This is a genomic window from Amycolatopsis sp. NPDC114503, assembly GCF_055633655.1.
Genome location: NZ_JBVKDT010000002.1, coordinates 410619 through 433672 on the forward strand (window position 1 = coordinate 410619; position 23054 = coordinate 433672).

The window sequence follows — 23054 nt, forward strand, 5'->3', positions numbered from 1 at the left end:
ATGGCGTTTGGTATACCAAGTGCTCGCCCAAGATCACAAGAGTGTCTTCGAGGATTGTTGCCGTGCTGTGTACTTCTTGGCGCAGCGCGAAATGGCCGCACGTCGCCGGGGCGACGTGCGGCCTACCAAATAAGAGTTTCGAAGCGTCGGCCGAGAAGGAGGCGCGCGGCCACTCGATCGCCGGAGATGCCGGGAGCCGGACTATGGCGTCCGAAAAGGACAGTGCGGCGAGATGCACCGGCAACGCCGCCGCGCACGCTGGGAATGCGGTGGGCGCGGTGGGCCGGAACCGGGTTTCCGGCCGTCGCCTTCGCGCCCGAGTACCGGCCCCGCGACCGGATTCACCCCGGTAGCCGCCCGGATTCCCTGCGCTGCCTCACTACCGCGCAGACCGGACGTCTTCGCGCCTGAGGCGGGACACGCCCACCTCAGTTCAGGCCGACGGCCGCCCAGCTTCCCCGGCGACCCGGGCGCCTCCGCGTCCGGCAGTCCAGCTTCCGTTGCCCGCCAGCGCCGGGACCGTCAGCCCTCGCCGCGCCCCAGCCCGCGCAAATGCCGACCGCTCTCCATGTGCTCCAGCAGCAGCGATTCCACGGTGTCCACGTCCCGCCGGGCGATCGCCTCGTACAGCGCCCGGTGCTCCCCCGCCACCCGCTCCAGATCCTCGTGCTGTCCGAGCAGCCATCGCATCCGGCTGCGCAGCGTCAGCTCCAGTTCATTGAGCAGTTCGTTCCCGGCCATCGCCGTCACGGCCTCGTGGAAGTCCGCCGCCGCGCGGTGCGCGGTGACCGCGTCCCCGGCGGCGGCAGCGGCCGTCTCCTCTTCCAGCGCGGAACGGAGCTGGTCCAGTCCGGCGCGCGAATGCCGGGTCGCGGCGAGCTTGAACGTCAGGACTTCCAGCGCGGCGCGCACTTCCTGCAGGTCCGCGATGTCGCTCGCGGTGAACTCCCGCACCACCGCCCACGTCCGGGGCCGCGGCGTGACCAGCCCTTCCGCGACCAGCGTCTTCAACGCGTCCCGCACCGGCACGCGGCTCACGCCGAGATCCGCGGCGAGATCCCGTTCGACGAGCTTGCTGCCCGGTGCGCGCGCCCCGTCCAGGATCTCGTCCCGGAGCTGCCGGACGACCCGGTCCGTCTCGGATTCGACGCCCTGTTCCGCTGCCATCCGGCCATTCTCGCACCACCGCCCGGACCGTCCACTGTGGCCGGTGCCGCTCAGCGAGGATTCTCCTTCCGCCACGCCGCGTAATCCGCCACCGCCGCCCGCACGTCGAACTCCGGCGCGAAGCCCGTTTCCTCCCTGAGCCGCGAAATATCCAGATACGGCCCGGTCTCCCCGCCGGGCTGCAGCCGGTCCGGCACGCCCGGCACCAGCTCGGCCAGCGCCTCGGCGAACTGCCGGTTCGTCACCGGCTGTCCGCTCGACACGTTGTACGTCTGATATCTCAACGAAGGCGCCGTCGTCAGCAACGCGATCGCGCGGCCGGCATCCGGTGCGTAGCAGCAGTCGAATCCCTCGTCGGCGACCAGCGAGCGCGGCGTGGCGCCGCACAGCCCCGCGTTGAGATATGACGGAATCGGGAAGAACGGAGATTCCGGGTCCACGAGCGGTCCCCACACGGTCCCGATCCGCAGCACCACCGGCTCGACGCCGCTCCCCTGCAGGCTGTGCGTCGTCAGCGGTTCGACGGCCTTCTTGAACGCCACGATCAGATGCGGCAGTTCCGCGGTCGGCAGCGGCAGCTCCTCATGCCAGGACGGCTCGTCGCGTCCGATGTACACGCCGAGGCTGCTCGCGACCGCGAACCGCCGCACCTGCCACGTCAGGGCGGCGTCCAGGGCGTTGGTCAGGCCGGCCAAGTCCGTCCGGAAGAACGCGACCGGGTCGTCGCCCGGGATGCTGCCCGCCAGGTGGACTATCGCGCTGATGTCGTACCGGTCGCCGAGCGCGAGGAAGGCGTCCCGGTCGGTCACGTCCAGCGTCTCCACGGCGACCCGGCCCTCCAGGAACGACGGGACGTCCGTCCGCCGGTGCCCGGTGACCAGCACGTCTTGTCCGAGATCGGCGAGCGCCTTGGCCGTGTGCGCGCCGATCATGCCGAGCCCGCCAGTCACGAGGATCACCGCGGCACCTCGCAGCACGCGGTCGAAAACTTTGTCATGCCGCGACGCTACGGCCCGGCCACCCGCTGATTCTTGAACAAATCGCGCATCAGAAGTGCGTGCCGCCGTCGATGCGGACCTCGGTGCCGGTGATGAACGCCGCGTCCTCGCTGGCGAGCATCGCGACGACCGACGCGACCGTCTCCGGACCGGCGAACCCCTGGCCCAGCGCGGGAAGCAGCTTGCCGAGCAGGGTGAAATCGGCGTCCTCGGGGAAGCCGGGGCCGACGCTCTGCTTGCTCTTGCCGCTGCCGTCGGTCATCCCGGAGGAGATCGAACCGGGCTGCACGGCGGTGAAGCGGATGCCGTCCTTCGCGTACTCGGACGCCAGCGCGTGCGTCATCGACTGGATGCCGCCCTTGCTCGCCGCGTACGCCGCCATGTACGGGTGCGCGAACATCGCGGACGTCGAACTGAAGTTCACCACCGCGGGCGCGGAACCCTCGCGCAGCGCCGGGATCGACTCGCGGATCACCAGGAACGTGCCGACCAGGTTGACGCGCAGCACCTGCTCGAACGCCTCCAGCGGCATCTCGTGCGTGTGCGCCGACCGCAGGATGCCCGCGGCGTTGACGACCGCGTCCAGCCCGCCGAGCTGCTCGACGGCCGACGCGACCCCGGCCTTGACCGACGCTTCGTCGGCGACGTTCACGACCACCGTGCCGAGCCGGTCCGCCGCGTCGCCCGCCTTCTCGACGGTGTCCGCCAGGCCCGCTTCGCTCACGTCAGCGGCGACGACGCGCCCGCCCTCGGCCAGCATCCGCAGGACCGTCGCCTGCCCGATGCCCGAGCCGGCTCCGGTGACCAGCACCCGGCGTCCTTCGTAACGGTTCATGGTCCGCTCCTTTCCTCATCCGTCACTCTACGCCTAGGTGGCACAATGTGCCACTCTGGCGAGACGGGCACCATTGGCAGGAGTCGGGTAGCGTGGCCGTGGTGAGCGGAAAGACCCCGACCCTGACCGAACGGCGCAAAGCGGCGACGCAACTCGACATCGCCCGCGCCGCCGCGCGCCTGTTCACCGAGCATGGCGCACAGGGGACGACCGCGGAAGCGATCGCCGCCGCGGCGGGCGTCGCACCGCGCACGTTCTACCGCTACTTCCGCACCAAAGAGGACGCAGTCGCACCGCTGCTGGTCGTCGGAGCCGATTCGTGGCGGGAACACCTCGCGTCGACGCCCGAGGGCACGCCGCTGCTGAAGGCGGTCGAGGACGCGATCCACAAGACGATCTCCGCCGCGGACGCCACCCGGGAGTTCTCCTGGACGCGCGGCCTGCTGCGAGCCGCGAGCGGCGACGATTCGGCCTTGGCGGCCGTGTGGCACCGGGTGAACGGCGAATCCGAAACCCGGCTGCGGCCGGTGCTGGCACGGCTGGCGCCGGACACGGACGAGGTGACGGTGCACCTGGTCGCGGCGGCGGCGACGGACGCGATCCGGATTTCGCTGGAGATCTGGGCCGGGACTGACGAGAAGGCGGCGCCCGTCGAACTGGCGGTCCGGTGCTTCCGCGGGCTGTCCGCCGGGCTCGCGAGCGGCTAGCACCGCGCTCGCGAGCCGCCGGTCAGCGGAATTCGTGCACGACCTCGATCTCCCCGATCAGATGCGCGTTGAACTCCGCCAGCTCCTCGGCCGGAACCCCCAGCTCCAGGATCGTTTCGCCGCCCGCCTTGCCGTACCGGATAGCGGTCCAGGAACGCCGTTTCGACGCGGAACCGGGTCACGTAACCCGCGCCGTCGTGCCGGACATTCCAGTCCCGCGCGATCTTCACCGCGCAATCCTCGTTCAGCACCGGATAGAAGATCGGCCGCTCCGGAAGCCGCGGCGGCCACGCGCGCCAGCCGGACTGGCGCACCAGCTCCAGTTCGGCCGGGCCGGTCGGACGCCACAGCTCCGTCGTCGGGTTGTCCATCACGTCCCCCTCTCGACGGCGCGGTAACCGCCGAGAGGAAGCGCGAGCGAGCGGTTTACGCGGCAGTCCGGTCTACCAAAGCGATCCACGGGCACCGGCGCTCGGCGGACAGCGTCCAAATAGGACAAGCAGCCAAGAGCCTGCGCGCACCTCACCGGACCGCTTTCCGCCATCACCAGCTGCCGCCCCACGGCCCGGAACGGTCGCGAGCCCGCATCGTTCCCGCCCGCGCCCTTGACAACCCGCCACCCGCCGCGCTTATGGTATACCAAACAACGAAGGGTGTGCGATGAAGCGTTCCGCAGTGGTGGCCGCGGTGGCCTTCACCCCTTACGTGGCGATGATCGGCGGCCTGCCCTGGTTCAGCGGCGACGGCCGGATCTGGTTCCTGCCCGAGATCGGGTTCTGGATCCTCCTCTGGGTGGCCCTCACGCCCGTGTTCCTCGGCGTCGCCGACCGCATCCGGCGCCCGAGCGCCGCCGAAACCGAGCAGGAGCAGCGATGAACGCGGGCGCGGTGGTAGCGCTGGCCGTAGTGGCGCTGGCGGTGGTCATCGGACTGGCCGCGCGCGGCCGGAAGCAGATGAACCTCGAACAGTGGACAGTCGCCGGCCGGTCGTACGGGACGCTGCTGTTCTGGGTGCTCGCCGCGGGCGAGACCTATTCGACCTTCACCTATCTCGGTGCCTCCGGGTTCGCCTACGCCAACGGCGGCGCGGCGTTCTACATCGCCGGTTACGGCACGTGCGCCTTCGTCCTGTCCTACTTCTTCCTCCCTCCATTGTGGAGGTACGCGAAGAAGCACAACCTCGTCACGCAAGCGGACTTCTTCACCCACCGGTTCCGCAGCCCGTGGTTCGGCGCGCTGACCGCGATCGTCGGCGTGGCGTTCATGATCCCCTACATCGAGGCGCAGCTGCTCGGCCTCGGCCAGATCGTCGAGACGACCACCGGCATCAACCGGGTCACCAGCATGGTGCTGGCGGTCGTGCTGATCGCGGTGTTCGTCTACGCGTCCGGCATGAAGGCCGCCGCGTGGGTGTCGGTGCTCAAGGACATCCTGCTGATCGGCACCGTGCTGATCGTCGGCATCGCGATTCCGGTGCACTACTTCGGCGGCTTCGGACATCTCATCGACACCGTGCAGGCACAGCACCCCGGCTTCCTCGGCGTACCGGCGCCGGGCAGTCCGCTCGGCGTGCCGTGGATGATGTCGACCCTGCTCGTCACGAGCGCGGCGTTCTTCATGTTTCCGCACGCGCTGGCCGCGATGTACACCGCGAAGTCCGAGCAGACGATCCGCCGCAACGCGATTTACCTTCCCTTGTACCAAATTCTGATCGCGCTGACGCTGTTTGTCGGCTTCGCCGCGGTGCTGGTCGTGCCGGGTCTGAAGGGCAGCGCCACCAACGGCGCGCTGCTTTCGCTGACAGTGAAGACCATGCCGTCGTGGGTGGTCGGGCTCGTCGGCGGCGCGGGCGCGCTGGCCGCGATCGTGCCGATCAGCCTGCTGCTCCTGCAGTCCGCGACGCTGCTGGCCCGCAACGTCTACCAAGGCGTCCTGCGGCCGAAAACCTCTGAGCTGGGCGTGTTCCGGCTGTCGCGCGGCCTGGTCGTCGTGGTGACCGCGGTGGCGCTGCTGTTCGCGATCTTCCAGCCCGCTCTCCTGGTGAACCTGCTGCTGACCGGCCAGAACGGCGTGTCCCAGTTCTTCCCGGCCATCGTGCTGGGGCTGGTGTGGCGGCGGCTGACCAAAGCGGGCGCGGCGACCGGTCTCGTGGTCGGCGTTGCGATCGTCGCGTGGACGGTCCTTGCTTCAAAGAACACGTTGTGGGGCCTCAATCCCGGACTTCTCGCCATCATCGTCAACGTCGTGCTCACCGTCGGCGTCAGCCTCGCCACTTCCGAGCGGCGCGAGCCGACCGTCCGCGCCGAGGCCGTGGAGGGTGTCGCGTGAATCTGTTGCTGCGCAACGTCCGGCCCGGCGGCGGCGATCCGACGGACGTGCTGGTGCGCGACGGGCGGATCGCCGGGTTCGGGCCCGCCGACTTGCCGACCGGATTCCCGGTCGAGGACGGCGGCGGCGCACTGCTGCTGCCCGGTCTCGTCGACGCCCACTGTCACATCGACAAGACCCTGTGGGGCCTCCCCTGGGTGCCGAACACCTCGGGTTCGGTCCTCGCCGACCGGATCTCGAACGAACAGCGGCGCCGCAAGGAATTCGGGCTTCCCTCGCCCGAACCCGCCGCCGCGCTGCTCGACGCGATGATCGCGAACGGCACTTCATTCGTCCGCACGCACACCGATGTCGACCCCGAACTGGGGCTGTCCGGCATCGAGGCGGTGCGGGAGGCGGCGGCGCGGCATCGCGGCCGGGTCACCGTCGAGCAGGTCGCCTTCCCCCAGGGCGGCCTGCTCACCCGGCCCGGCACGCTCGAGCTGCTGGAGCGGGCCGTGGCATCCGGCGTGGAGAACGTCGGCGGCATCGACCCGGCCGGCTACGACCGCGATCCTCGCGGGCACCTCGACGCGATCTTCGACATCGCCGCACGGCACGGCTGCGGCGTCGACCTGCATCTGCACGACGAAGGTCCGCTCGGGGCGTGGGAAATCGAGCTGATCATCGAGCGGACGAAGGCGCTCGGCCTCGCCGGGAAAGTCGCGATCGGACACGCGTTCGGCATCTGCGGCATCCCGGACGCGCACCAGGACCGGCTGATCGAGGGCCTCGCGGAGCAGCAGATCACGCTCACCACCGCGGCGGTGTACGACCGGCCGGTGCCGCCGCTGGCCAAAATGCGGGCAGCGGGCGCGAACGTCGCGTGCGGCAACGACGGCATCCGCGACCTGTGGGGCCCCTACGGCGACGGCGACATGCTGACGCGCACGATGCATCTGGCGTACCGCAGCTCGTTCCGGACCGACCCGGAGATCGAACTCGCGCTGCACGCGGCGACGTACGGCGGCGCGAAAGCGTTACGGCTCAAGGATTACGGCCTCAAGATCGGCGACCACGCTGATTTCTTCTTGATAGACACAGCGTACCCGGCCGAGGCCGTCGTGTCCCATCCTCCGCGGCGGCTCGTGGTGAAAGGCGGGGCTGTCGTCTCGCGGCGATAGCCCCGCCCCCTCGTTACTCCTGGAACGCCGGGAAGGTCGGAGGGAACAACTCCCCCGCCTCCCGGCGTTCGACATCCCGCTCCGAATACGCGGCGCGCATCTCCTCGAACAACTCCTGCGCACGACGGCGGAGGCCCTGCTCGTCGACGCCGGGCACGTGTCCGTCGACCAGCACCGGCCGCCCCGCGACGACGGAATGCGTTGCCTGACGGGCGGTTCCGCTGAGCAGGAACGTCCGGATCGGGTCGTCCCGCACACCGTCGCGAAGGTCGCCGACATGGAACGCGACGAGGTCCGCCTGCGCACCCGGAGCCAGCTTTCCGAGGTCGTCGCGACGGAGCGCGCGGGCACCCCCGAGCGTCGCGGCTTCGATGTACCACTCCGCCGGAGCGGCGTCGGCGCGGTCGTCCATGACCTTCGCCAGGTGCACGCCGACGTCCATGCCGCGCACCAGGTCCGGCGGGAAGGAATCGGTGCCCAGACACAGGTTCAGGCCTGCTTCGCGGTAGTCGCGGAACGAGCGCAGGGCGTGGCCGTAGCGGAAAGACGTGAGCGGGCAGTGGATGACCGACGCGCCGGCTGCGGCGAGCGTCGCGACATCACCGCGGTCCTCGCCGTAGACGTCGGGATGGCGGTCGAGGACCTGGCCGTGCGGGATCAGCAGCCGGTCGCCGAGAAGGCCGGTGCGGTTGAGCATTTCCAGCGGCGTTGCGCCGTAACGGTCCAGAATCAGTTCCCGCTCCAGCACGCCTTGCAGGCAATGGAGCCGAACCAGGACGTCACGCTGCCGCGCGGCGTCTGCGGTGGCGCGCATGAGGTCTTCGGTGAGGGTTTCGATCCGGCACGGCAACAGAACTCCGTTGACGAGCGGATCCGCCAACTCCGTTACGTGGTCGAGGAACCGCAACGCGTCGGCTAGTCCCTCTTCCCCCCGTGGCTCGTCAAAGGCAACCGTGCGCGTACCGTCCACAGTGGCCACATTGATGCCGGAACGGTAAGCAGGGCCGAGATATCCGCGCAGCCCGAGGTTCCGCGAGAAGTCCGCCATCGCGACAAGTTCCTCGTACGGCTCGGCCCACGACGAGTGGACCTCCGACGCGATCGGCATGAATGTCGTGATGCCGTGCAGCGCCAACTGAACGAGCGCATACTCGCGAATGGTCTGCCGTTCTTCCGGAGTGAAGACGTCGTGACGGCGGTGCGCGAAATAGTCCTCGGACCACTGCAGCCCAGTCGCACGGTCCGCGGCGGCCCAGGAATCGAGGACGAGATGGTCCACATCGGTCAGCGCGTCGAGGTCGATCAGGCCCGGAAGGACGAGCGCTTCGCCGAGGTCGACGTCCAGATCGGTCGTTCCGGCACACCGCGGGCCGACGTAGGTGACGACGTCGTCCTCCCAGACGACCTCGCCGTTTTCGAGCAGGGCGTGCTGTCCGTTCTGGTGGGCCAGCACATGGCGCGCGCGCCAGCGAGTACGCATCGGGTTCCTTCCGTCGGTGCATTTAGGTATACCAAACGGCGGAACCTGGCTACCAGACCTTGCCGGGTACGGGTTTTTCCGGGAACCTGGGGGAAGGTTCGCCGATACTGTCGGTGACGGCGGCGGGAGGGCATCGGATGGAGCCGGGTTTCGCCTCGGAATCGGAGCGCGTCACGGAACGGCTGCGCAACGAAATCCTCGACGGCACGCGGGCTCCCGGCAGCAAGCTGGTCGAACGGGATCTGGCCGCCGAGATGGGCGTGAGCCGGGTGCCGGTGCGGGATGCGTTGCGCGCACTGGGAAACGAGGGCCTGGTGACGCCGCGGCCGCGGTCGTGGTCGGTGGTGCGGGAGTTCACCGCGTCGGATGTCGCGGATCTCAACGAGGTGCGCACGGCCTTCGAGGGCCTCACTTTCCGGCTCGCCGCGCAGCGCCGGACGCGCGAGGGCCTGGCGCGGCTGCGGGAGGTTCTCGACACGGAACTGCGCGCCGCCCGAGCAGGCGACGCGGTTTCGGCTCGCCGCGCGGCCGCGGACTTCCACGAGGTCGTAACGTCGCTGTCGGCGAACGAACTGCTCGGCGAACTGGAGCGGACGCTGCGCAGCCGGATGCGATGGCTGCTCGGCCAACACGACGACCTGGAAGCCATGGCGGCGGAGCACGAGCTTCTGTACGAGGCGATCGTGGACCGGGATGTCGAACGGGTGGAACGCCTTGTGCTGGCCCACCTCGCGACGGGCACCAGCGAGGCGGCGCGGCGGCATCCGGCGGAGGAAGCCGCTTCGGCGGGGTGAATTTGCGTCGCTCGCTGGATCTCGGGGTTTGACGAGTTGCGGGGCATTGCGGCGCGGTGGGGCGGGCGATGCACTCTGCCGGGGTCTCGACGCTGCTGTGCGGGGATGCGCAGGTTGGTGAGATATCAGGAGCTGCTGGGTGCGGCGGGGCTGGTCGCGATATCCCACGTCCTATCGCGATTCGATCAACCTGCGCCGGTGAGATATCAGTCGCGCTCCGTTGTGGACGGTCTGACATTGGTGAGATCTCAACGCCATCCAGTCCGGCGGCGTTGAGATCTCAGGGGCGGTACCGCGCGTGCCCTGTGAGATCTCCAGGGACCCGGCATCAGTCCAGCAGGCTCTCCCGCCCCCGCCGGACCCCCGCCCCGTCAGAGGTCGACAACCGCCAACCCATCGGCCACCACGATCCCGTCGTGCAGCACCGTCCGGTCCTTGCCGCGGTCCATCACGGCGCTCGTCGGAGTTTCGCCGTCCACCAGGACCAGGTCCGCACGGTCGCCGATCGCCACCCCGGGCCGGTCGGCGATGCCCGCCAGCCGCGGGACGTCGTGGCTCATGATCGACGCCCCGCCTATCGTCGCGACCGCCAGGGCCATCTCGATCAGCTCGTCGCGGCGGAAGCCGTGGGTGAAGGCCAGCTGCCAAGTACGGTCGAGGAGGTCGCAGTTGCCGTACGGACTCCAGTAGTCGCGCTGGCCGTCCTCCCCCAGCCCGACGCGCACGCCCGCGGTCGTCAGGTCCGCGAGCGACAACTGCCGATCGACGGACGGCGCGACGGTCGCCATCGCGATGTCCAGCTCCGCGAACGTGTCGATCAGACGACGGCTCACCGCCTCCGAAACCGAACCCAGCTCGTAGGCGTGCGACATGGTCACCTTGCCGCGCATGTCCAGCGCGCGGACCCGCTCGATCACCAAGTCCGTCGAGAACACGCCGAGATGCCCCGGCTCGTGGAGATGGATGTCCACCTCGACGCCGTACTTCTCGGCCAGCCCGAAGACGACGTCCAAGTGCCCCTTGGGATCCTTGTCCAGCGAGCACGGATCGATCCCGCCGACGACCGACGCGCCCGAGCGCAGCGATGCCTCCAGCACGTCGACCGTGCCGGGCTCGCGCAGGATCCCGGCCTGCGGAAACGCCATCACCTCGACATCCGCGTGCCCGGCGAAGCGCTCCTTGGCCGCGAGGACGGCGTCGAGCTTCTCGAGCTGACAGTCCACGTCGACCTGCGCGTAAGTGCGCACGCGGGTGGTCCCGTTCGCGATCATCCGCTCCAACGTGCCCGCGACGCGTTCCGGCAGCGGGACTTCGGCGTTCCGCCAGTTCTCGCGGTCGTTCAGCATCATCACCCACACCCCCGGCGCGCCGGTGTGCGGCCGGAACGGCAGCCCGATCCGCGTCGAGTCGAGGTGGACGTGCACGTCGCTGAACGACGGGAACAGCAATCGCCCGCGCCCCTCGACCACATCCTGACCGGGCACCGCCGCCGGATCATGCGGCCGGACCGCGGCGATCCGGCCGCCGGCCACCTCGACGTCGCTGCGCTGACCGCCCCAGGGACGGACGTCACGGATCAACACGGAGAGCACCTTTCTCAGCGGGAGCACTTTGGTATACCAAGAGTACCGGACGTCTCAGCGGCGCACCCCAAAGCACTGTCGTCCGGACGCCGAACCCGGCACGGGTGCGCCGCCGCGCTCACGCCCGACCGGGAACAGATCCGCCGGACGCCAATCGACGACCACCACCTCGATTAGCAGCGAGACAAACGCGGACTCTTTCCACTCGCCAGCAAAACTGTCATGTGATGCGCGACACAAGTAATACCGGTAAGAAATCGCATCGCTTTCCCGATAGGTGCAGTGCCGCCCGACCGCCGCTCGGCACTCGATTACTGCATTCAGCCCAGTCACACCCGTTCAAGACGTGCATTGCTTCGAGTTCCGCGGGAAAAGATTTCACAAGGAGAAGTTCGATCGTGATCGTCCAGCCGGACATTGCCGGGCCCGTTGACAACGTCGGCTCTCCCCGCGCTGAACTCCCTCGCCGCCGGCCTTGGCGCACCGGAGCCTTGTGCGCCGCCTGGCTGCTGGCGGCGACCTGGCTGCAGCTGATCCGCGGCCCCGGGCATCGCGCACCGGACGTGCCGTGGGCCGAGGACGCCAGCGTTTTCGTCAACCAGGCGCTGCGGCATTCGTTCTGGGACAACCTCTTCGCGCAGCACGCCGGATATCTCCAGGTCGTCGCCCGGCTGCTCGCCCAGCCGGTCCGGCATCTCCCCGTCGAATGGTTCGCGGTCTGGCTCGCGTCGAGCGCGGCGTTCGTCGTGGCGCTGGTCTCCCTGCTGGTCTGGTTCCGCAGCGGCAAGGTGGTCCAGACCTTGTGGGCGCGCGCATTGCTGACCGCGCTGGTGCCGCTTCTGCCGCAGGCCGGATTCGAAGTGAACGGCGCGATCTGCGACCTGCACTGGCATCTCGCGTACGCCGCTTTCTGGGTGCTGCTGGTTCCGCCGAAGTCGCTTCGGGGCCAGCTCGGAGCAGCGGCGGTGGTCGTCCTGGCCGCGCTCTCGGATCCGTTGACGGCACTGGTCCTGCCGATCGCGATCATCGGCGTGCTCCGGACCTCGCGCCGCCGCCTCGCCTTGCTCGCCCCCGCGGCGATGTGCGCCGCGCTGGCAGTCCAGGCCTGGGTGCACTTCACGCAATCAGTGCCGTTCCGCGCGAGCCCGACGAATGTGTGGGACCTCCCCAAGATCTACGGGCTCCGCGTCGTCCTGAGCGCAGTCGTCGGCGACCGCGAGCTCACGTCCGTGTACGTGCCCCTTGGCTTGCCGATCGTCGTGGCCGTCTGCGTTCTCGTGCTCGCCGGGCTGGCGCTCCTCCTGCGCACCGCCGCCCCGCCGGCGCGGGTCGTCGCCATCGCGTCCCTCCTGGCGTCCGTCGCCTATCTGGTCGTCTCGGTCGGGCTTCGCGGCACCGGCGGCGTTCTCCCCCGGGAATCCTTCGGGCTGGGCGATTCCCGGTACACGATCGTCCCGCTTCTGCTGTTGTGGACCGCGGTGATCGTCCTCCTCGACCAGGCGGCGGCCCGATTCGATCCCGCCCGATCCGATCCCGTCCGGAATGTTCGCGGGGCCGGACCGTCCGCGCTGATCGGGATCGTGACGGCCGCCTTCCTCGGCGTCCAGTTGCTCAGCGACTGGACTATGCCCACGGTCCGGTCGTTCGGGCCTTCCTGGAGCGCCAGCCTGCGGTCCGCCGAAGCTGTCTGCGAGAAGCCGCCCGGAGAGCGTGCCCCGCAGCCGGCGCCTCTCGTCGCCGAGAGACACGGAAAGACCTCCGCCCCGATTTTCCCCGGGCCCGACGACGTCACCATCGTTGTGGCGCCTGAACCGCCGCCCGGCGAACCGCTCTTGTTCGGAGTCGTCCTCCCCTGTTCCGCGCTCCGGAAATAGCATCGCGGCGCGCACCGTGTCGAACAGGTGCGCGCCGCAATGCCGGGCGATCCGATAGCCAGGTCAGGTCACAACCACCCGCGCTGGCTCGTTTCAGTGAACACGAAGTGCGTCCCAGGCCCGACGCAGCTCCGCTGTCAATCGATCGATTTCGCGTCGCTGCGCAGAAACAGTCTCAGCCAATTGGTCGGCGTGTCCGGCCTGCGCCGCCGCCTCGTACTGCATTTGCAACACGCGGGTATAGAGCGCGATGCGGTTGTTTTCCATCATGGCGAGCAGGTTCGAATTCGTGTACGGGCGCAACGCGTCCTCTAGCCGCTGGTCAGCGTCCGGAGTCGCGCGATACAGCACGCCCATCCCGAAGACGGCGGGCACCAGCCCGAACCGCCACTGCTCGTTCCCTTTTCTGGCAAGGACATCCTCGACCGCGGTAGCCACGCCGTTGCGCTCGCCGCCGGCGTGCTGCGCGACCGTGAACGCTCCCGCTCCCACGAACCCGGCAGGCGTCAGCTCGTCGTGCCAAGCGGTCGGGCCGTCCGAGCTCGACGCGTGCTTGTCCGCCGGGGCGAGCGGCGAGGGCTCGTAGTACAGGTCCCTCCGCGCGCACGGCCACATCAGGTCGTGCATGACGACGACAGCACCGGGCGCGTTCTCGAAAATCCAGGTCAGCTCGCGCTCGACGACCGCGTAGTTGTGGTCGCCGTCGAGCACGTAGAGGTCGGCGACGGGCAGTTCCGGCAACACCTCCGGCGAAGGCGTCGTCACCAGGTGCAAAGCGGGATTCTCGGCCAGCGTGGCGCGGAGCTGCCCGGTGGCGCCGGGATCGACGCAGTGGACGGTCGTCGCTCCCAGTTCCGCATACATGCCGCTGACCTGTCCCGATTCGACGCCGACCTCGACGACGGAACGGATCTCGCGATGCGCGAACACGACCTCGAAAATCTCCCGGAACACCGCCATCGAATGCAGCAGCAACGGCTGCTTCCGGGCTTCCCGCGTCTGGGCGTACGGATCGTTCCTCGTTCCGGCACGCCGGGCGAGCGACGACGGGCCGTCCATCAGTGCCTCCTCAGCCGACGCGCGGCGATCCGGGCGGCGCCCGCGGTCACGCCCATGACGCCGCGTTCGCGGAACTCGTCCCGCACCTTCGCGGAAAGCCGGGCCGTCCGGTCGGCGGCCGGCATCCGGTAGCCGAGCCCCGACCGGGACCGCGGCAGCATCGCGAACGCGACGGTCACCTGAAGGGAGCTGACAGCCGCCCCCGCCTGTTCCGCGAGCGGAAGCCAGATCGCGGCGAGCGGCGAATGGAACTCGACCATGTTCGCGCCCAGCCAGGCACAGTCTTCGTAGTGCAGCCGGGCGAAGTCGTCCGTGCTGTTCCAGCGCAAGGTCCGAGGGCGTCCGCCCGCGATGGCCCTGACTTCGATCCAGTCCACCCGCACGAGCGCGGGCCTGCCCGGGACCGCCAGCGAGACCAGCTCGATGTCCGTGTCGTAGACCTCCATCCGGGCGAACGAAAGACCGTTGTGGTTGATCCGCACGCGACGGCTCGTCCCGTCGTGCCACTGCCCGTCCGCGGTCCGGTAGCGCAGGGTCGTGGCCGACGACTCCCCCGAGGGCTCGAACATGGCCGGGTCGACGAGTCCATTGTGGATCGCCCGGGCCGCGGCTCCGAGGTGCGGGTCCGCCGCCGCGAGCAACGCGGGCCAGAAGGAATCGCGCATCTGCAGGTCGTCGAGGTCGCTCGGCGAAAGGTACGGAATCGCGGGGACGAGGTCGTCCGGCAGGACCCGGGTGACCACCTCCGAACCGAAGTTGTCCTCGTGTTCCCAGTTGCCGAACACCGAGGCCTCTTCGGCGGTGGGCAGCTTCAGCGAGGAGACGAGGATGTTGGCCAAGCGCTCCTTCGCGGTGTCCACGAGAGCGGGCCACGTCGTGTCGTTCATTGCGACGTAACGGTTCCACTGCTGCTGGAACGCCCGGATTCCGTTCTGCACGGCGGTCCGTTCCAGGTTCTGGGCCTCCCGGCCCGCCGCGACGCCCAGCACCGGCGAACCGTCCTCGGCGAAGTCGACGAGCGAACCGCACAGGGCGTTGACCGACTGTTCCAGGACCTCGGGGCTGCGGACCACCGCGCCGACCGCGTCCGCCGGATGCCCGGACTGGCCGAGATAGCCTTCGGCGCGCAGCCCGGCGAGCAGGACCTGGACGGACCGGTCGTCGGTGGCGAGATAGAGGCCGGCCGGTTCGATGCCGATTCCGGCGAGCCGCAGCACCCGGGCGAGCTGCAGCTGGATCGTGCCGCCCCAGCCGAGATCGACCAGCGTCAGGTCCGGCCGGTCCAGGGCCCCGGCGTCGCGCAACGACCGGACAAGCCGCTCGCGCGACGCCGTCGCGGTCACCGCGAGCCGGTTGACCAGGTGCGGCATCTCGGTCAGCGCGACTCCCAGCCGCTCCGCGATCTCGTCGTTGTCCAGCACGGTGTCGAGGTCCTCGGCCAGGTGCGGCACGTCCCCGACTCGCAGGTGCAGCATCGCCAGCAGCTGTCGGACGGTCAGCTCGTGGCGCTTTCTCACGAACTTGACGATCTCGTCCCGGTCCGCACTCTCCAGCGCCGCGATCGAGGTGACCTGGCGCGAAAGCCAGACCGGCTTCGCGGTCACGTCCCATCCGCGAGCCCGCGCCGCGTTGTTGACCAGCTCGGACAGCAGTTCGCCTTCGCGCATCGGGCACCACACGACGGGAGTGCCCGCCTGGTGCGCCTTGAACGCGACCCATTCGGCGAATCCCGTCAGGACCGGCCCGACGATCGACGCGCCGTAGCGCCAGGCGGTCTTCGTCCCGCCGGTGCCCTCCGGCGAAAAGCTCTGCAGCGTCTTCGCCCGCAGGCTCGTGATGCCGAAGTCGCCGCGATCAGGGTCGAAGTGCGGGGCGTACGCGCCGAACGGGTCGACGGGTTCCTGCTCCCGCTCGAGGATCCGCGCGTAGGCATCGTCGACCCGTTCGTAGTGAACGGTCCGGATGCCGAGCTTCTCCGGAACTTCGCAGTCGGCGATCTCGTTGTCTCCGACGTGCACCACCTGCTCCGGGCTGACGCCGAGTTCGGCCAGGACGATCTCCCACAGGCCGGACGCCTTGTCCTTGCCGTGCTGGTGGGACCGGAAGACCTGGGCGCCTTTCAGCGCTTCGAGCCCCGGCCGGTCGAGCAGGTGCGCCAGCTGGTCCTCGGTGAAATACGTGTCGGAAACGAGGACGACAGAGATGCCGTTGTCCCGCGCCGATTCGATGACGGCCGCGACGTCGAGGTCGACAACCGTGAAGTCCCGCTCTGCGTCGACCTCGGCCTGGACCAGTTCTTTCAGCGAGGCGCCCCGGAACTGCCGAAGCGGCATCGCGCGCCAGATGTCGAAGAGCGACACCTCGCCGCCGGAGGCCTCGCGCCGGGCGTCCCGCTCCGCGACGATCCGCATCCGCCGGAAGGCGGCGTCGGAGATCCAGTCCTCGCACTGTCCTCCGCGGCGGAGGCGGGAGCCCAGGACGCCGAAAAGGTCGGCGGGGCGCGGCGTGCGCCGCCAGAGAATGGTGTCGAAAACATCGAACGAAACAACCGAACAAGAACCGTCCGCGATGACCTGGGCCACCTGCCGGAGTCTTCGGTGCTCGATCTGGTTGTGGTCAGGCATGATTCCCCCTCTTCGAAGCTGTCTTTCTTCGAAGAAAGGTATCGCAGCCCTTTGTGCGCGATTCACCCGGACGGGTTAGTTATCTTGCCGTGACCGCCTCTTCGGCAGCACTCGGCCGCACCGCGAACACCGTGCCCCGCATGGGCGACCGATCGGCGGATCCCGCTGGGCTAAACGACGTAAACTATTCTGAAGTAACCCAGGTCCGCCCGGTTCCGGCCAGCATCAGTCCGCAAATCTTTGACCGGGGGATCGCATTTCTGGTTACAGCATTACAAGTCAACCGGCAAGCAGGCGGAGGAGCCGGGCAGTCTCCGACGCCACCGCGGTCCTCCCCAGCCGGACGTACTTCCTCGGATCCACCGCCTCCGGCTGTTCCTCCAGGAACTGCCGGACCGAGCGCGTGAACAGGCCGTTCAGGTGCGTTGAGATATTAACCTTCGTCATCCCGCTCACCACCGCACCGCGCAGTTCTTCGTCGGACAGCCCGGACGAGCCGTGCAATACCAGCGGGACCGGGATGGTATCTCGCAATCGGGCTACCAGCGAACGGTCCACCTGAGCGGTCCGTTCCACCATCGCGTGGGATGTCCCCACGGCCACCGCCAGTGCGTCGACACCAGTTGCGGCCACGAAGTCCGCCGCCTCGGCCGGATCGGTGCGGGCGCCGGGGGCGTGCACGCCGTCCTTGCCGCCGACCTCGCCTAGTTCCGCTTCCACTGCCACGCCCGCGTCGTGGCACAGGTCGGCGATTTCGCGGGTCGTGCGCAGGTTTTCCGCGTAGGGCAGGCGTGATCCGTCGTACATCACGCTGTCGACGCCCAGCGCGATTCCCTCGTGGATCAGCTCGGGGTCTTCGATGTGGTCCAGGTGCACCAGCACGTCGACGGACGCGCGGCGGGCGATTTCCAGCGACGCCACGGTGATCGGGGCCAGGCCGCCGTGGTAGCGGACGCAGTTCTCGCTGATCTGCAGCACCACCGGCAATCCGGCCTGCTCCGCGCCTTCGGCGATGGCCTCGGCGTGTTCCAGCATGATCACGTTGAAAGCGCCCACGGCGGAACCGCGCTCGCGGGCGGCGGCGAGTAGCCGGGGCAGGTCGGGGCGGGTGATCATGCGGGGGCTCCGTTCAGGAATCGGTGGTAGGCGGGCAGGTCGACCTCGCCGGCGACGGGGCGGAGGACGGCTGCGGCGCCCAATGCGGCGGCGGCGCGCAGGGCTTCGATCAGGGGACGGCCGGCGGCGAGGGCGGCGGCAAGTCCGGCGGTTGCGGCGTCTCCGGCACCGGTTGGGTTGCCGTGCACGTCGGGGATGGCAGGGACCGTGAAGACACCGCCCGGGGTATAGGCGGCAATACCGTCCGCCCCGCGCGAAACGACGACCAACTTCGCGCCAAGGCGGAGAAGCATTCCCGCACCGGCAGCCTCGTCGGCGGCAGAGGTCGCAGCGAGCAGTTCGGCCTGGTTCGGTTTCACCACAGCACCAGCCCGCGCTGCGGCCAGCAACGCCGGGCCGGACGCATCGACCAGTGTCCGCACCCCGGCTTTCTGGGCGATGCGGACCCACTCAGCGACCAGCTCCGGCGAGGCACCGCGCGGCAGGGAGCCAGAAATTACCAGGAACCTCGCACCAGACAAACATTCGGCCAGGCGCCTGCCGAAAGCTGCCCATTCCACTTCGGACACTTCCGGGCCGGGTTCCGTGTAGACAGTCGGGTGACCGTCCCCGGTCACCGTCACGGTGGTGCGGTTCTCGCCGGAAATCGGGACGCCGTCGAACGGAACGTCCACAGTGGAACCGAGCCACCGGCCCGCATCGCCGCCCAGCGGGAGCACCGCCCGGACCGGGACGTCCAGTGCGGCGAGCACGCGGGCGACGTTCACGCCCTTGCCGCCCGGGCGTCGCTGCACCTCGAGCACCCGGTTCGTCTCGCCGGGAGCGTGGACGCCGATCCGGTAGGTGACGTCGATGGCCGGGTTCGGCGTCACGGCGACGATCATCAGACGAGGATGACCGAGCGCGTCAGCGAGCGCGGGCGGTCGGGGTCCAGGCCGCGCCGGGCCGCCAGCGCCACCGCGAAGCGTTGCGCGACAACGAGTGCGGCGAGCGGGTCCAAGTCGTGGTGCACGAATCGCGCGCCGGTGCGGGCTACGTCCTCGGCCAGGCCGGCGGGCGGCGAGCCCAGCGACCAGACGAGACGGCCCGGCTGGGCGATCGCGATCGGGCCGTGGCGGTAGTCCATGGCGGGATAGGACTCGGCCCAGAATTGGGCGGCCTCGCGGGTTTTCAACGCGGCTTCGCAGGCAAGGCCGACGGCGGGGCCGCGGCCGACGAAGGTGACCTGTTCGGCGTCGAGCAGGTCGTCGATCGGTTCGGCCAACGCCTCCGAGCAGGCCGTCGCGAGCTGGTCGATGTCGTCGCCGAGACCGGCGCGCAGCAGGGCGAGTGCGGTGGTGGCGAAACGCGTCTGCACGACGGATTGCTCGTCGGCGAAGGAAAGTTCGACGACCTCGTCCGCGTGTTCGGCGGCGGGGCTCTCGCCGACCGCGGTGATCAGCACGGTCCGCTGCGCAGGCAGGGCGGCGAGCAGGTCGACGATCTCGGTCGTGGTGCCGGAGCGGGAGATCGCCACGACGCGGTCGTATTCGCGCGACGCCGGGTATTCGGAGCCGGCGAAGGCGTCGGTGCTCCCGTGGCCGCGTTGTTCGCGGGCGACGGCGTAGCTCATCGCGATGAACCAGCTGGTGCCGCAGCCGACGACTGCCACTCGTTCGCCCGGCCGGGGCAGAGCGGCGGACGGGGCGAGGGCGGCTGCCGCGCGCCACATTTCGGGCTGGGAAGCCAGTTCGGCGGCCACGAAGGAGCCGGGGGCATCCGGAAGGGAGGACACGGGATGGAGGCCTTTCGATCCAGGGCGGGAAGCGTGATCGCAGTCGGCACTCTACTTGAGTGTTTTTGATTGGTCCATGCGCTACAGAGCAGATTCAATCATCCAGTTGCGCGGGACCGGCCTTTAGGATGAGCGCCGACCCGCCTCCGACCAGGAACGAGAGACCTGGCATGACGCCCCAGCAACGCCTCAACGCCCTGCTCGAATTGGTGAGCGAACAGGGCAACGTCACGATCGCGGAGATCGGCGACGCGCTCGGCGTCTCCCCCGCGACCGCGCGGCGGGACCTCTCGATCCTCGCCGACCAGCGGCTGATCACCCGGACGCACGGCGGGGCCGCCGCGCTCGGCACCGGCTACGAGCTGCCGCTGCAGTACAAGATCGCCCGGCAGGCCGAGGCCAAGACCGCGATCGCCGTCTGCGCCGCGGATCTGGTGCGGCCAGGCGAAACTGTCGGCATCAACGGCGGCACCACGACCACCGAGGTCGCCCGCGCGCTGGGCAAGAGCGAGCGGTTCGTCCGCGCCGACGGCGAAACCGGGCTGACCGTCGTCACCAACGCGCTCAACATCGCCTACGAGCTGTCCGTCCGCGCGCAGGTCAAGATCGTCGTGACCGGCGGCGTCGCGCGGCGGCAGTCCTACGAGCTGGTCGGCTCGCTCGTCTCGGACGCGCTCTCGGCGTTCGCGCTCGACACGGTCATCCTCGGCGTCGACGGCCTGAGCGCCCAGTACGGCGCGACCACGCTGCACGAGGGAGAAGCCGAGGTCAGCAGGCAATTCAGCCAGGTCGCGCGGCGCGTGATCGTAGTCGCGGACTCGACGAAGCTGGCCAAGGCCACATTCGCCCGCATCTGCCGCCTCGACGCGATCGACGTCCTGGTCACCGACGCCGAGGTGCCCGCCTCGTTCGCCGCCGACCTGGCCGCGGCCTCCGTGAAGCTCGTCGTCGCCGGATAATCAGGCAGCCCGTTGCGCATTTCTGATTGATTTGCCATCATGCAGATCAATATCACGCAGAGGTGAGGTGGCGACGTGGTGAACCGCGGGGTGCTGCGGGTCGGTGTGGCCGGAGTCGGCCTGCGGGCCGAGATCGCCCGGCACGTGGCGGAATCCGGGGTCGCGGCGGAGATCGTGGCCGCTTCGGATCCCGACGAGCGCGGCCGGGCACGAGCACGCGAGATGTTCGGCGCCGTCGAGATCGTGTCCGGGCACCGAGAACTCGCGAACCTGGTCGACGCCGCGATCGTGACCTCGCCGGACTGGACACACGCCGAGATCGCCGTCGACCTGCTCCGCGCCGGAGTGGCGGTGTACCTCGAAAAGCCGCTCGCCACAACGCTTCCCGACGCGGACGCGGTCCTCGCCGCCGCGCAGGAGACCGGCACCCCGCTCTACATCGGACACAACTTCCGGCACGCAGGCGTCGTCCGCACACTGCGCGACGTCGTGGCGCGCGGCGAGATCGGCGAGGTGAAAGCCGTGTGGTGCCGCCATTTCGTCGGCAACGGCGGCGACTACTACTTCAAGGACTGGCACGCCGACCGCAGCCGCGTGAACTCGTTGCTGCTGCAGAAAGCCAGCCACGACCTCGACGTCATCCACTACCTCGCCGGCGGCTTCACCCGCCGCGTCACCGCGATGGGCGACCTGGCCGTCTACGGCGAGATCGCCGACCGAAGCGGCCAGGGCGACCGGCTGGCCGACGACTGGTTTTCCTTCGACAATTGGCCCCCCGCCGCGCAAACCGGCCTGAACCCGGTCGTAGACGTCGAAGACCTCTCGATGGTCCACATGCGACTCGACAACGGCGTCCTCGCCAGCTACGAACAGTGCCATTTCACGCCTGATTACTGGCGCAACTACACCGTGATCGGCACCGAAGGCCGCGCGGAGAACTTCGGCGACACCGGCGGCGGCGTGGTGAAGGTGTGGAATCGCCGCCGCGAATGGTCGCTGGACGGAGACCGCGAGCACCCGATCGACGGTGTCGCATCAGGACACGAGGACGCGGATCTCCGTACCATGACTGAATTCCTGCGTTACGTCGTGCACGGCGACCCGCCGGAACTGTCGCCGATCGCCGCCCGCGAAGCCGTGGCGGCGGGCGCACTCGCCACGCAATCCCTGCGCTCCGGCTCCGTGCCGATCGATATTCCGCCTCTCCCCCCAACGGTAGCCGCCTATTTCTCCCCGCCGGAAGGAAACCGCAGATGACCTCGCCCTCCCGCCGTCCCCGCCCGCGCCGCTAGCGCGAGGGAAGGAAAGAAGACCCCATGCGCGTGCGAACCCTGACCCGGCGCGGGTTTCTCCGCGGCGCGGCAGCCATGGCACTGGTGCCCGCCGCCGCGGCCTGCGCCGAAGCCCCCGCCGCCACGTCCGGACCGGTCACCGTCGAAATGTGGCACGGCCAGAACGACACCGGCCTCAAAGTCCTCAAGCAGCTGGTCGCCTCGTTCCAGCGCGAGCACCCCGACATCCGGATCGACCTCGGCGGCGGCGTGCTCGCCGACGCAATGCTGCAGAAGGTGACCGCGGCACTCGCGTCCGGCTCCTACCCCGACATCGCCTACGTCTTCGGCTCCGACCTCGCCAGCATCGCCCGCAGCCCGCGCGTAGCCGACATGGACGACGTCGTGCACGGCCAGTTCTGGAAGCCCGCCCTCGAAGCGGTCACCGTGAACGAACGCGTCCGCGCGGTCCCCGCGATGCTCGACTCGCTCGCCGTCGCCTGCAACAAGAAACTGTTCCAGGACCGCGGCGTCCCGCTCCCGGACGAAAGCTGGCGATGGCCGGATTTCGCGGCTGCCGCGAAGAAACTGACCAATCGCGACCAGGGGCAGTTCGGCACCGCCTGGCCCGGCGCGGGCGACGAGGACACGGTCTGGCGGCTGTGGCCGATGATCTGGGACCTCGGCGGCACCATCGTCGGCCAGGACGGCCGCAGCATCGGTTTCGCCGACAGCGGGGTGCGGGCGCTGGACGTGCTCCGGCAGCTGTCCGCCGACCGCAGCGTCTACATCGACCCGAAACCCGGCTCCGAGCAGATGTACCAGGCCTTCGCCTCGGGCCGGATCGCGATGGTGCCGACCGGGCCGTGGCAGCTGCCCGACATCGTCGACGCGGGGCTCGACTACCACATCGTCCCGCTGCCCACCTTCACCGGAAAGCCGATCACCATCTCCGGACCGGACACCTGGACGGTGTTCGACAACGGCGACCGGCGCCTCGCCGCGGCCAAGACGTTCCTGCGGTGGCTGACCGCCCCGGCGCAAGACGTCGTCTGGGACGTCGGCGCGGGCAGCCTCCCGCTGAGCGCCGAATCGCAGCGCCTTCCGGAATGGCAGCGCAAAACCCAGGACACCGCGGGCCTTTCCGTGTTCGTCAAGTCGCTCGAGAACTCGCACGTCCGCGCCAACCACCCCGCCTACCCGCAGGTTTCGCAGGCCGTCGCCGCGGCGATCGTCTCCGTGCTGCTCGGGCGCGCCACCCCCGCCGACGCCATGCGCGACTGCGCTTCCGCGGCCAACGCCGCCCTCATCATCCCCCGTTAG

Annotated in this window: 20 protein-coding genes; 9 read left to right on the top strand and 11 right to left on the bottom strand. The window is 69.3% G+C overall.

Annotated features, from left to right (window positions below; genetic code table 11):
- Window positions 1–522 precede the first annotated feature (522 nt).
- From ACZ7OI_RS09735 to ACZ7OI_RS09745, 3 genes are all read right to left on the bottom strand, one after another.
- Window positions 523–1167 carry a GntR family transcriptional regulator gene (locus tag ACZ7OI_RS09735; RefSeq protein ID WP_470263759.1) on the bottom strand — a complete coding sequence of 215 codons (645 nt, stop codon included), beginning with the start codon at window positions 1165–1167 and terminating at the stop codon, window positions 523–525.
- Between the two features lie 50 nt (window positions 1168–1217).
- Window positions 1218–2126, bottom strand: a complete 909-nt coding sequence (locus ACZ7OI_RS09740; RefSeq protein WP_470263760.1) for an NAD-dependent epimerase/dehydratase family protein — start codon at window positions 2124–2126, stop codon at window positions 1218–1220.
- A gap of 88 nt (window positions 2127–2214) precedes the next feature.
- Complete coding sequence (locus tag ACZ7OI_RS09745; RefSeq protein WP_470263761.1) at window positions 2215–3000, bottom strand: SDR family NAD(P)-dependent oxidoreductase; 786 nt, start codon at window positions 2998–3000, stop codon at window positions 2215–2217.
- A gap of 101 nt (window positions 3001–3101) precedes the next feature.
- Between ACZ7OI_RS09745 and ACZ7OI_RS09750 the strand changes: the two genes are divergently transcribed.
- Window positions 3102–3707: a TetR/AcrR family transcriptional regulator gene (locus ACZ7OI_RS09750; protein ID WP_470263762.1), complete on the top strand. Its 606-nt coding sequence runs from the start codon at window positions 3102–3104 to the stop codon at window positions 3705–3707.
- Here ACZ7OI_RS09750 and ACZ7OI_RS09755 read toward each other — a convergent pair.
- Window positions 3704–4078, bottom strand: a complete 375-nt coding sequence (locus tag ACZ7OI_RS09755; RefSeq protein WP_470263763.1) for a hypothetical protein — start codon at window positions 4076–4078, stop codon at window positions 3704–3706. The genes ACZ7OI_RS09750 and ACZ7OI_RS09755 overlap by 4 nt on opposite strands.
- Window positions 4079–4367: 289 nt before the next feature.
- Between ACZ7OI_RS09755 and ACZ7OI_RS09760 the strand changes: the two genes are divergently transcribed.
- Genes ACZ7OI_RS09760 through ACZ7OI_RS09770 form a run of 3 tightly spaced genes read left to right on the top strand, consistent with a single transcriptional unit; the run spans window position 4368 to window position 7197 of the window.
- Window positions 4368–4583 carry a hypothetical protein gene (locus tag ACZ7OI_RS09760; RefSeq protein WP_162834513.1) on the top strand — a complete coding sequence of 72 codons (216 nt, stop codon included), beginning with the start codon at window positions 4368–4370 and terminating at the stop codon, window positions 4581–4583.
- Window positions 4580–6034 (top strand): sodium:solute symporter family protein, encoded by a 1455-nt coding sequence (locus tag ACZ7OI_RS09765; RefSeq protein ID WP_470263764.1) that lies wholly within the window; start codon window positions 4580–4582, stop codon window positions 6032–6034. The genes ACZ7OI_RS09760 and ACZ7OI_RS09765 overlap by 4 nt, the downstream gene beginning before the upstream one ends.
- Complete coding sequence (locus tag ACZ7OI_RS09770; RefSeq protein ID WP_470263765.1) at window positions 6031–7197, top strand: amidohydrolase; 1167 nt, start codon at window positions 6031–6033, stop codon at window positions 7195–7197. Before ACZ7OI_RS09765 ends, ACZ7OI_RS09770 begins: the two co-directional genes overlap by 4 nt.
- A gap of 13 nt (window positions 7198–7210) precedes the next feature.
- Here ACZ7OI_RS09770 and ACZ7OI_RS09775 read toward each other — a convergent pair whose 3' ends face one another.
- The gene (locus tag ACZ7OI_RS09775; protein WP_470263766.1) at window positions 7211–8677 is read right to left on the bottom strand and encodes a chlorohydrolase family protein; all 1467 of its coding nucleotides are present in this window, start codon (window positions 8675–8677) and stop codon (window positions 7211–7213) included.
- A gap of 137 nt (window positions 8678–8814) precedes the next feature.
- Between ACZ7OI_RS09775 and ACZ7OI_RS09780 the strand changes: the two genes are divergently transcribed.
- Window positions 8815–9471, top strand: coding sequence for a GntR family transcriptional regulator (locus ACZ7OI_RS09780; protein WP_470263767.1), 657 nt, complete (start codon window positions 8815–8817; stop codon window positions 9469–9471).
- A gap of 371 nt (window positions 9472–9842) precedes the next feature.
- Here ACZ7OI_RS09780 and ACZ7OI_RS09785 read toward each other — a convergent pair whose 3' ends face one another.
- Window positions 9843–11054 (bottom strand): amidohydrolase family protein, encoded by a 1212-nt coding sequence (locus tag ACZ7OI_RS09785; protein WP_470263768.1) that lies wholly within the window; start codon window positions 11052–11054, stop codon window positions 9843–9845.
- Window positions 11055–11452: 398 nt separating this feature from the next.
- Here ACZ7OI_RS09785 and ACZ7OI_RS09790 point away from each other — a divergent pair, with 398 nt between their 5' ends.
- Entirely contained in the window at window positions 11453–12928 is a 1476-nt protein-coding gene (locus tag ACZ7OI_RS09790) for a glucosyltransferase (protein WP_470263769.1), read from the top strand.
- 93 nt (window positions 12929–13021) lie between these two features.
- Here ACZ7OI_RS09790 and ACZ7OI_RS09795 read toward each other — a convergent pair whose 3' ends face one another.
- The 5 genes from ACZ7OI_RS09795 to ACZ7OI_RS09815 form a co-directional block, all read right to left on the bottom strand.
- Window positions 13022–13987, bottom strand: a complete 966-nt coding sequence (locus ACZ7OI_RS09795) for a class I SAM-dependent methyltransferase (RefSeq protein ID WP_470263770.1) — start codon at window positions 13985–13987, stop codon at window positions 13022–13024.
- The gene (locus ACZ7OI_RS09800; protein WP_470263771.1) at window positions 13987–16611 is read right to left on the bottom strand and encodes an HAD family hydrolase; all 2625 of its coding nucleotides are present in this window, start codon (window positions 16609–16611) and stop codon (window positions 13987–13989) included. Before ACZ7OI_RS09800 ends, ACZ7OI_RS09795 begins: the two co-directional genes overlap by 1 nt.
- Before the next feature lie 279 nt (window positions 16612–16890).
- On the bottom strand, window positions 16891–17727 hold the full coding sequence (locus ACZ7OI_RS09805) for a class II fructose-bisphosphate aldolase (protein ID WP_470263772.1): 837 nt from the start codon (window positions 17725–17727) through the stop codon (window positions 16891–16893).
- Window positions 17724–18611, bottom strand: a complete 888-nt coding sequence (locus ACZ7OI_RS09810) for a 1-phosphofructokinase family hexose kinase (RefSeq protein ID WP_470263773.1) — start codon at window positions 18609–18611, stop codon at window positions 17724–17726. The genes ACZ7OI_RS09805 and ACZ7OI_RS09810 overlap by 4 nt, the downstream gene beginning before the upstream one ends.
- A complete protein-coding gene (locus ACZ7OI_RS09815; protein WP_470264307.1) occupies window positions 18611–19438 on the bottom strand; it encodes an SIS domain-containing protein in 828 nt (275 codons plus the stop codon). The genes ACZ7OI_RS09810 and ACZ7OI_RS09815 overlap by 1 nt, the downstream gene beginning before the upstream one ends.
- Window positions 19439–19671: 233 nt before the next feature.
- Between ACZ7OI_RS09815 and ACZ7OI_RS09820 the strand changes: the two genes are divergently transcribed.
- From ACZ7OI_RS09820 to ACZ7OI_RS09830, 3 genes are all read left to right on the top strand, one after another.
- Window positions 19672–20460: a DeoR/GlpR family DNA-binding transcription regulator gene (locus ACZ7OI_RS09820; protein WP_470263774.1), complete on the top strand. Its 789-nt coding sequence runs from the start codon at window positions 19672–19674 to the stop codon at window positions 20458–20460.
- Window positions 20461–20535: 75 nt separating this feature from the next.
- A complete protein-coding gene (locus tag ACZ7OI_RS09825) occupies window positions 20536–21717 on the top strand; it encodes a Gfo/Idh/MocA family protein (RefSeq protein ID WP_470263775.1) in 1182 nt (393 codons plus the stop codon).
- A gap of 59 nt (window positions 21718–21776) precedes the next feature.
- On the top strand, window positions 21777–23054 hold the full coding sequence (locus ACZ7OI_RS09830) for an extracellular solute-binding protein (protein WP_470263776.1): 1278 nt from the start codon (window positions 21777–21779) through the stop codon (window positions 23052–23054).